This window comes from Pseudomonas sp. Pseusp97 (assembly GCF_047304025.1).
GTDB lineage: Bacteria > Pseudomonadota > Gammaproteobacteria > Pseudomonadales > Pseudomonadaceae > Pseudomonas.
In genome coordinates, this window is the sequence record NZ_JBGLYK010000231.1 from 1 (window position 1) to 8447 (window position 8447).

Here is an 8447-nt window from a genome sequence, read left to right on the forward strand (position 1 = left end):
GGGCGCAGGCGCGGGAGCAGGCTGGGCGGCCGGTTTGGCAGCTGCGGCCGGCTCTTCCTTCGTGCCAGTGAACTGGCCCTTGCCGTGCAACTCGTCGAGCAGCTTCTCGAATTCGTCGTCGGTGATGTTGTCGTCGCCCGCGGCAGCCGGAGCTTCCTCGGCTTTTTTCGCGGCAACAGCCTCCACGGGAGCGGTAACTTCTTCCTTCGCGCCGGTGAACTGGCCCTTGCCGTGCAGTTGGTCGAGCAGAGCTTCGAATTCGTCGTCGCTGATCTCGTCGCCGCCGGCCGGCGTTTCCGCCGCGGGAGCCGGAGCCGGCTTGGCAGGCTCCTTGGCGCCGGCACTGAACTGGCCCTTGCCGTGCAGCTGGTCCAGCAGCGCTTCGAATTCATCGTCGGTGATGTCGTCGCCACCGCTGCCAACCGGCGCGGCAGGCGCTTCGGCTGCAGGCTCGAGGGCATCCATCAGCTGTTCGAATTCGGCATCGGTGATGTCGCCGTAAGCGCCAGCATCAGCCGCAGCCGGAGCCTCCACCGCCACGGGCTCGGCAACGGCCGCAGCGGGTGCTTCGGCGGGAGCGGCGTTGGGGTCGGCCAGGCGCGACAGTGCGGCCAGCAGCTCGGGAGTGGCCGGAGTCGGCTCCTGCGCGTCACGTACCTGCTGGAACATGACGTTGACGGTATCCAGCGCCTGCAGCATCACGTCCATCAACTCGGCATCCACGCGGCGTTCGCCCTTGCGCAGCATGTCGAAGACGTTTTCGGCGATGTGGCAGCACTCCACCAGCGCGTTCAGCTGGAGGAAGCCCGCCCCACCCTTGACGGTGTGGAACCCACGGAAGATGGCATTGAGCAGGTCCATGTCATCCGGACGGCTTTCCAGCTCGACCAGTTGCTCGGACAGTTGCTCGAGGATCTCGCCGGCCTCCACCAGGAAGTCCTGGAGGATCTCGTCATCGGCGTCGAAGCTCATTCGGGTGCTCCCTCTACAGCGTCAGCGGACGCTTAAAAACCAAGGCTGGACAACAGGTCGTCGACATCGTCCTGACCGGACACGACGTCCTTTCTTGTATCGGCAGCAATCTGCGGACCTTCACCCTTCGACGATCTTTCTTTTTCCACCGCGTCGCGCATGCTCTCGTGGTCATGCTCGATGCCGGCGTAGCGATCCACCTGACCCGCCATCCAGACCAGCTTCACCAGGTTCGACTCGACCTCGGTCACCAGCTTGGTGACGCGCTTGATCACCTGCCCGGTGAGGTCCTGGAAGTCCTGCGCCAGCAGGATGTCGTTGAGGTGCGCGGAGAGCTTGCGGCTGTCCTGGGCGCTGATATAGAGGAACTGCTCGACGCGCTTGGCCAGCTCGCGGAAGGCGTCCGGGCCCAGTTCGCGGCGCATGAAGCGCGACCAGTCTTCCTGCAGCTCCTTGGCCTGGGTCTCGATGTGCATGACCACCGGGGTGCACTCCTCCACCAGGTCCATGGTGCGATTGGCCGCTTTCTCGGTCATCGTCACCACGTAGGACAGGCGGTCGGTCGCGTCGGCGATCTGCGAGACTTCCTGGGCGCGCGGGGAACTGGGGTCGATCTGGAAGTTGACGATGGCGTTATGCAGCTCGCGGGTGAGCTTGCCCACTTCCTGGTAGAGACCGCGATCACGCGCCTGGTTGAGCTCGGAGATCAGTTGCACGGCGGTCTGTACGTCGCCCTGTTCGAGGCATTCGACCAATTCGCGCGCGTGTTTTTTCAGGGTCGACTCGAAGTCACCCGCGGATTCGTTGAAATCCATGACGCCCTCTATGCCGGCCTTAGCTGCCGACCCGCTCGAAAATCTTCTCGATCTTTTCTTTCAGCACCTGAGCGGTGAAAGGCTTGACCACATAGCCGTTGACCCCGGCCTGGGCCGCTTCGATGATCTGGTCGCGCTTGGCTTCGGCGGTGACCATCAGCACGGGAAGGTGCTTGAGGCGCTCGTCGGCGCGGACCGCACGGAGCAGGTCGATGCCGGTCATGCCGGGCATGTTCCAGTCGGTAACGAGGAAGTCGAAGTTGCCGCTGTGCAGCATCGGCAGCGCAGTGGTGCCGTCGTCGGCTTCTGCGGTGTTGGTGAACCCCAGGTCTCGCAGGAGGTTCTTGATGATGCGCCTCATCGTGGAAAAATCGTCCACGATGAGAATTTTCATGTTCTTGTCCAAACCTGCCTCCATCGATACCAAACGCGCCCTGGCGGGCGTGCCGTCAATTCATTGAGCGTCGTGCGCTCTTCGCTGCGGGCGCGTCAAAGGAACGTCACCCAAAAATTCGTAAACCTTTAACTTGCCTAGGGAAAATCCCTTCAGCCTTTTCGCTAGGAACAAGCTGGCGCGAAACTACCCGATGCTCAGCGCGCGCGCCACTCCGCCAGACGCGAACGCAGGCGCGCGGCGCACTGGCTGTGCAACTGGCTGACCCGCGATTCGCTGACGCCGAGCACTTCGCCGATCTCCTTGAGGTTGAGTTCCTCGTCGTAGTACAGGGCCAGCACCAGCCGCTCGCGCTCGGGCAGCTTGGTGATGGCGTCGGCCAGCGCCGCCTGGAAGCGTTCGTCTTCCAGCCCGTGGGACGGCTCGTTGTCGTGGTGCGAAGCGTCTTCGGCAAAGCCACTGCCCTGGTCACCGTCCTGCAACATGTCGTCGAAGCTGTACAAACGGCTGCCCTGGGTGTCGCTGAGGATGCCGTAATAATCTTCGAGACTCATATTGAGTTCGGCAGCAACCTCCTGATCTTTAGCGTCGCGTCCGGTTCTCGCCTCCACGGCGCGGATGGCATCGCTGACCATGCGGGTGTTGCGGTGCACCGAACGCGGTGCCCAGTCGCCCTTGCGCACCTCGTCGAGCATGGCGCCGCGGATGCGGATGCCGGCGTAGGTCTCGAAGCTGGCGCCCTTGCCTGAATCGTATTTCTTCGCGGCCTCCAGCAGGCCGATCATGCCGGCCTGCATCAGGTCCTCCACCTGCACGCTGGCCGGCAGACGGCCGAGCAGGTGGTAGGCGATGCGCTTGACCAGAGGCGCGTGCTTCTGGATCAGCAGTTCCTGGGAGTTGTGCGCCTGTGCCTTGCTGTACATACGCGCTCCGGAGGCCGCGGTCATACGGCCGAACCCGTGGGATGTTGCACCAGACGCTCGACGAAGAACTCCAGGTGCCCTCGTGGGTTGGCCGGCAGCGGCCAGCTGTCGACCTTCTGCGCTACCGCACGGAAGGCCAGCGAAGCCTTGCTGCGCGGGAACGCCTCATACACCGAACGCTGCTTCTGTACCGCCTTGCGCACCGACTCGTCGTAGGGGATGGCGCCGACATACTGCAGCGCCACGTCCAGGAACCGGTCGGTCACCTTGGTCAGCTTGGCGAACAGGTTGCGGCCTTCCTGGGGGCTGTGGGCCATGTTCGCCAGCACGCGGAAACGGGTCATGCCGTAGTCGCGGTTGAGCAGCTTGATCAATGCGTAGGCATCGGTAATCGACGTGGGTTCATCGCAAACGACCAGCAGCACTTCCTGCGCGGCGCGGACGAAGCTCACCACCGAGTCGCCGATGCCGGCCGCGGTGTCCACCACCAGCACGTCGATGTTGTCGCTGATGTCGCTGAAGGCCTGGATCAGGCCGGCGTGCTGCATCGGCGTGAGGTGCACCATGCTCTGGGTGCCCGAGGCCGCCGGGACGATGCGGATGCCGCCGGGCCCCTGGAGGATCACGTCGCGCAGGTCGCACTCGCCTTCGATGACGTCGGCCAGCGTGCGCTTGGGCGACAGGCCCAGCAGCACGTCGACGTTGGCCAGGCCCAGGTCGGCGTCCAGCAGCATGACGCGGCGGCCGAGATCGGCCAGCGCCAGCGACAGGTTCACCGACACGTTGGTCTTGCCCACGCCACCCTTGCCGCCGGTGACCGCGATTACCTGAACGGGATGCATACCCATATCAATACCTTGTCTCGTCGTTCGACCGTCACGCCTCGGCGCTTCGGCTAATCCGGCTGCGGTGCTCCCCTGCTGCCGGTGCTCGCGGATCGTCTTGCAGAGCATCCGCATCGCTTGGGCGGCTCAACCGGCCGCCCCACGCCCCACCCGGGGCTCACAATCTTCAGCTGGCGCGACGCACCGGCTGCTGGTAAAGGCCGGCGAACATGTCGGCCATGGCGTCTTCGCTGGGCTCATCCGGCGACTGCAGGCTCACCGCGCGGCTGACCAGCTGGTGTGCGCGCGCTACGTGCAGGTCATCGGGAATCTTCGGCCCGTCAGCCAGATAGGCTACCGGTAGATGCTGGCTGATAGCCAGAGCCAGAGCTTCGCCGAGGCTTCCCGCTTCGTCCAGCTTGGTCAGGATGCACCCGGCCAGTCCACAGGAACGATAGTTCTGCCAGGCGGACTTGAGCACCTGGGCCTGGCTGGTGGCGGCCAGCACCAGGTAGTTCTTCACGTTCAGGCTCAGCGACGACAGCGCTTCGAGCTGCATGCGCAGCGCCGGATCGTTGGCGGGCAGGCCCGCGGTGTCGATCAGCACCAGGCGCTTGCGCGCCAGCGGGGCCATGGCCTGGATCAGCGACTGCCCCGGATCGACCAGGGTCACCGGCACGTTGAGGATGCGGCCCAGCGTCTTGATCTGCTCCTGGGCGCCGATGCGGAAGCTGTCCATGGACACCAGGGCGATGCTCTGCGCGCCGTACTTCAATACATAGCGCGCAGCCAGCTTGGCCAGGGTAGTGGTCTTGCCCATGCCGGCCGGGCCGACCAGGGCAATCACCCCGCCCTGCTCCAGCAGGTCGATTTCCGGGGTATTGATCGAGCGTGCCAGGTGCGCCAGCAGCATGCGCCAGGCCTGTTTCGGATCGGCGATGGAAGCCACGCGCTCCAGCAGGCTGCGCGACAGGTCGGCCGGCAGGCCCATGCGCTGCAGGCGGCGCCACAGGTTGGCCTGTTTCGGACGCTGGTTCTGCAGCTGGTTCCAGGCGATGGAGCCCAGCTGGACTTCGATCAGCTCGCGCAGGCCGTTGAGCTCGAAGCGCATGGCTTCCAGCGCCTGCTGGCCGACAGCAGCGGCTGTCGGCGCAACCGGAGCGGCCATGGCTTCGGCCAGGGTCTCGGCGGCGCTGCGGCGCGGCTTTTCGGTGCCGTACATTTGACGGTCCTTGCGCATGCCATCGCCGGCACGGACCGGCGCCGACAGATCGGCCCTGGCCTGGGCGATCTTCGCCTGGGTCTTGCGCAGCTCGGCCTCCAGCGCCGGGTTCGGCTTGCTGGCCGCCACCGGGGCCTGGTAATCCAACGCCGCGGTCAGCTCCACGCCGCCAGCGACACGGCGGTTGCCGATGATCGAGGCGTCCGGGCCCAGCTCGTCACGGACCAGTTTCATGGCCTGACGCATATCGGCGGCGAAGAAGCGTTTTACCTGCATGGCCTTGGACCTCAATCAGTTCTGCCCAACAGTGGCGACAATCGTGACTTGTTTGTTGTCAGGGATTTCCTGGTAGGCCAGTACGTGCATGGTGGGGACCGCCATCCGCGCGAACCGGGACATCATCGCGCGGACCGGACCTGCCACCAGCAGGATCGCCGGCTTGCCAAGCATCTCCTGGCGCTGCGCCGCTTCAACCATCGAGCGCTGCAGCTTCTCGGCCATTCCGGGCTCCAGCAACATGCCGTCTTCGGAGCCCTGTCCGGCCTTCTGAAGACTATTGAGCAATATCTGTTCCAACCTGGGTTCCAGAGTGATCACAGGCAGCTCCGGCTCTAGTCCCACAATGGTTTGCACGATTGCGCGGGACAGCGCGACGCGAACCGCCGCCACCATCGCGGCGGGATCTTGACTCTTCACCGCCACGTTGGCGATGGCCTCGGCAATGGTACGGATGTCGCGCACCGGCACCTGCTCCTGCAGCAGCGCCTGCAGCACCTTGAGCAGCGTCGACAGGGAAATCATCCCCGGCACCAGCTCTTCGGCGAGCTTGGGCGAGGTCTTGGCCAGCAGCTGCATCAGTTGCTGGACTTCTTCGTGGCCCAGCAGCTCGTGGGCATGCTTGTGCAGCACCTGGTTCAGGTGGGTGGCGACCACGGTGCTGGCGTCGACCACGGTGTAGCCCAGGGACTGCGCCTGGTCGCGTTGCGACGCCTCGATCCACACGGCTTCCAGGCCGAAGGCCGGGTCCTTGCCGGCGATGCCGTTGAGGGTGCCGAACACCTGGCCGGGGTTGATCGCCAGGTCACGGTCCGGGTAGATCTCGGCTTCCGCCACGCTGACACCCATCAGCGTCAAACGGTAGGCGTTGGGCAGCAGGTCGAGGTTGTCACGGATGTGCACCGACGGCATCAGGAAGCCCAGGTCCTGGGACAGCTTCTTGCGCACGCCCTTGATCCGCGCCAGCAGTTGGCCGCCCTGGTTGCGATCCACCAGCGGAATCAGGCGGTAGCCTACTTCCAGGCCGACCATGTCCACCGGGGTCACGTCGTCCCAGCCCAGCTCCTTGGTCTGCTCGGCGCGCTGCGCGGGCAGCAGTTCCTGCTGGGTCTGGGCTTCCTGTTCGGCCTTCTGGCTGGCCAGGCGCTGGCGGTGCCAGATCAGGTACGCGCCCGCGGCAGCCAGGCCGCCGAGACCGATGAAGGACACGTGCGGCATGCCGGGGACCAGGCCCATGGCGATCAGGATCGCCGCGGAAATGGCCAGCGCCTTGGGCGAGGCGAACATCTGGCGGTTGACCTGCTGGCCCATGTCCTCGGCGCTGGAAACGCGGGTCACCATGATCGCGGCGGCGGTAGACAGCAGCAGCGAGGGCAGCTGCGCCACCAGGCCGTCACCGATGGTCAGCAGGGCGTAGACCTTGCCGGCGTCGCCGAAGCTCATCGAGTGCTGGATCATGCCGATGGCCACGCCACCGATGAGGTTGATGAAGAGGATCAGCAGGCCGGCGACGGCGTCACCACGGACGAACTTGCTGGCACCGTCCATGGAGCCGTAGAAGTCGGCTTCCTGGGCTACTTCGGCGCGGCGCTTCTTGGCCTCGCCCTGCTCGATCAGGCCGGCGTTGAGGTCGGCGTCGATCGCCATCTGCTTGCCGGGCATCGCATCGAGCGTGAAACGCGCGCTCACCTCGGAGATACGCCCGGCACCCTTGGTGACCACCACGAAGTTGATGATCATGAGGATCGCGAAGACCACGATACCGACGACGTAGTTGCCGCCGATCACCACCTCGCCGAAGGCCTGGATTACCTTGCCCGCCGCGGCGTGGCCATCATGGCCGTGCAGCAGCACGACGCGGGTGGACGCGACGTTCAGCGCCAGGCGCAGCAGGGTGGCAACCAGCAGGATGGTCGGGAACACGGCGAAATCCAGCGGACGCAGGGCATACACGCTGACCAGCAGCACGACGATGGACAGGGCGATGTTGAAGGTGAACAGCACATCCAGCAGGAACGGCGGGATGGGCAGGGTCATCATCGCCAGCATGGCGAGCAACAGCAGCGGCACGCCGAGGTTGCCCCGGCTGAGCCCTACCAGATTGCTGCGAACAGTGCCGATCAGTTGCGTACGATCCACCCGAATTTCCCCTGCGCGTTGGTGGCCAAGCCGGCCACCGGATCAAACTTTTGACGCCCAACCGGGCATCCGCACAGGGTTTTGCAGGAAGCGTTCCAACTTCTTCGAAGCCGACTCAGGAACTGTCTTTCACCAGTTTGAATGTGCCGTCCTTGAAGCTGCCGGCGACCGCGCAGGTGGACTGGTTCGCGTCGCTGCGCGCCTCGAAGCGGTAATGGCCGGACATCACGCCGTAGTCGGTGTCGTTCTCGCTGCGGACGATCTCCACGCGATCGATCACCAGCTCGCCCTGGCTGGCGCGCAGGGCGTCCTCGGGCACCTCCTGGAACAGCACGGCCGCGCCCTCCCCCGGCTTTGCCCGCCCCTCTCGTTGCGGGCCTATGGCGTAGCGCCCGGAGAGCTTCGAAGGATCCAGGCGCAGCTGGTCCGGCGCGGTGGTCAGGTGGAACTGCGCGGTGAGCGTCGCCGGGCGACCGCCCTCCCCCGGCACCGCCAGCGGCACGCCGACCACCAGCTGGTTATCGCCGTTGAGTTGGGCAACGTAGAGCGAGCCCCACCAGCGGTCCGTGACCTGGGCTTCGTGCTCGGCGCCGCAGACTTGCAGGCGGTATTGCGTCTGCGGCGCGTCGGGTGTGCAGGCGGCGCAAAGGCCGACACCCACCGCCAGAATCCTGAAGTATCCCGCTTCGCCCATCGTCCCTCTCCGGTCAGCGCCTCGAAGCTTCGACCGGCGATTTCCGCGCAAAGGTTCCCCTGTCTTTCGGCCGGTCACCAGCTCCCGGAAGCGCCGCCACCACCGCTGGAACCGCCGCCACCGGAGAACCCACCGCCCGAACTGCCGCCGGACGACCCGCTGGACGAACTGCCGCCGGAGCCCGAGCT

8 protein-coding genes are annotated in these 8447 nt (G+C 65.4%); all 8 read right to left on the bottom strand.

Annotated features, from left to right (window positions below):
• The coding region (locus tag ACCC94_RS25175) for an Hpt domain-containing protein (protein WP_413352350.1) at positions 1-972 on the bottom strand (972 nt) is incomplete at its 3' end.
• A gap of 32 nt (positions 973-1004) precedes the next feature.
• Positions 1005-1787, bottom strand: coding sequence for a protein phosphatase CheZ (locus ACCC94_RS25180; protein ID WP_413352352.1), 783 nt, complete (start codon positions 1785-1787; stop codon positions 1005-1007).
• A 19-nt stretch (positions 1788-1806) separates the two neighbouring features.
• Complete coding sequence (locus ACCC94_RS25185; protein ID WP_085988857.1) at positions 1807-2181, bottom strand: chemotaxis response regulator CheY; 375 nt, start codon at positions 2179-2181, stop codon at positions 1807-1809.
• 197 nt (positions 2182-2378) lie between these two features.
• Entirely contained in the window at positions 2379-3128 is a 750-nt protein-coding gene (gene fliA / locus ACCC94_RS25190; protein ID WP_026079185.1) for an RNA polymerase sigma factor FliA, read from the bottom strand.
• Positions 3125-3952, bottom strand: a complete 828-nt coding sequence (fleN, locus tag ACCC94_RS25195) for a flagellar synthesis regulator FleN (RefSeq protein WP_017520297.1) — start codon at positions 3950-3952, stop codon at positions 3125-3127. The genes fliA and fleN overlap by 4 nt, the downstream gene beginning before the upstream one ends.
• A 163-nt stretch (positions 3953-4115) precedes the next feature.
• Positions 4116-5426 carry a flagellar biosynthesis protein FlhF gene (flhF, locus tag ACCC94_RS25200; RefSeq protein ID WP_413352353.1) on the bottom strand — a complete coding sequence of 437 codons (1311 nt, stop codon included), beginning with the start codon at positions 5424-5426 and terminating at the stop codon, positions 4116-4118.
• Between the two features lie 15 nt (positions 5427-5441).
• Positions 5442-7565 carry a flagellar biosynthesis protein FlhA gene (gene flhA, locus ACCC94_RS25205; protein WP_413352354.1) on the bottom strand — a complete coding sequence of 708 codons (2124 nt, stop codon included), beginning with the start codon at positions 7563-7565 and terminating at the stop codon, positions 5442-5444.
• 115 nt (positions 7566-7680) lie between these two features.
• Positions 7681-8259: a hypothetical protein gene (locus tag ACCC94_RS25210; protein ID WP_413352356.1), complete on the bottom strand. Its 579-nt coding sequence runs from the start codon at positions 8257-8259 to the stop codon at positions 7681-7683.
• Positions 8260-8447: the final 188 nt, after the last annotated feature.

Bases quoted from the DNA above. Each gene is read 5' to 3' on its own strand.
- flhF (WP_413352353.1), bottom strand. From the start codon at position 5,426: ATGCAGGTAAAACGCTTCTTCGCCGCCGATATGCGTCAGGCCATGAAA.
- ACCC94_RS25210 (WP_413352356.1), bottom strand. From the start codon at position 8,259: ATGGGCGAAGCGGGATACTTCAGGATTCTGGCGGTGGGTGTCGGCCTT.
- fliA (WP_026079185.1), bottom strand. From the start codon at position 3,128: ATGACCGCGGCCTCCGGAGCGCGTATGTACAGCAAGGCACAGGCGCAC.
- ACCC94_RS25180 (WP_413352352.1), bottom strand. From the start codon at position 1,787: ATGGATTTCAACGAATCCGCGGGTGACTTCGAGTCGACCCTGAAAAAA.
- fleN (WP_017520297.1), bottom strand. From the start codon at position 3,952: ATGGGTATGCATCCCGTTCAGGTAATCGCGGTCACCGGCGGCAAGGGT.
- ACCC94_RS25185 (WP_085988857.1), bottom strand. From the start codon at position 2,181: ATGAAAATTCTCATCGTGGACGATTTTTCCACGATGAGGCGCATCATC.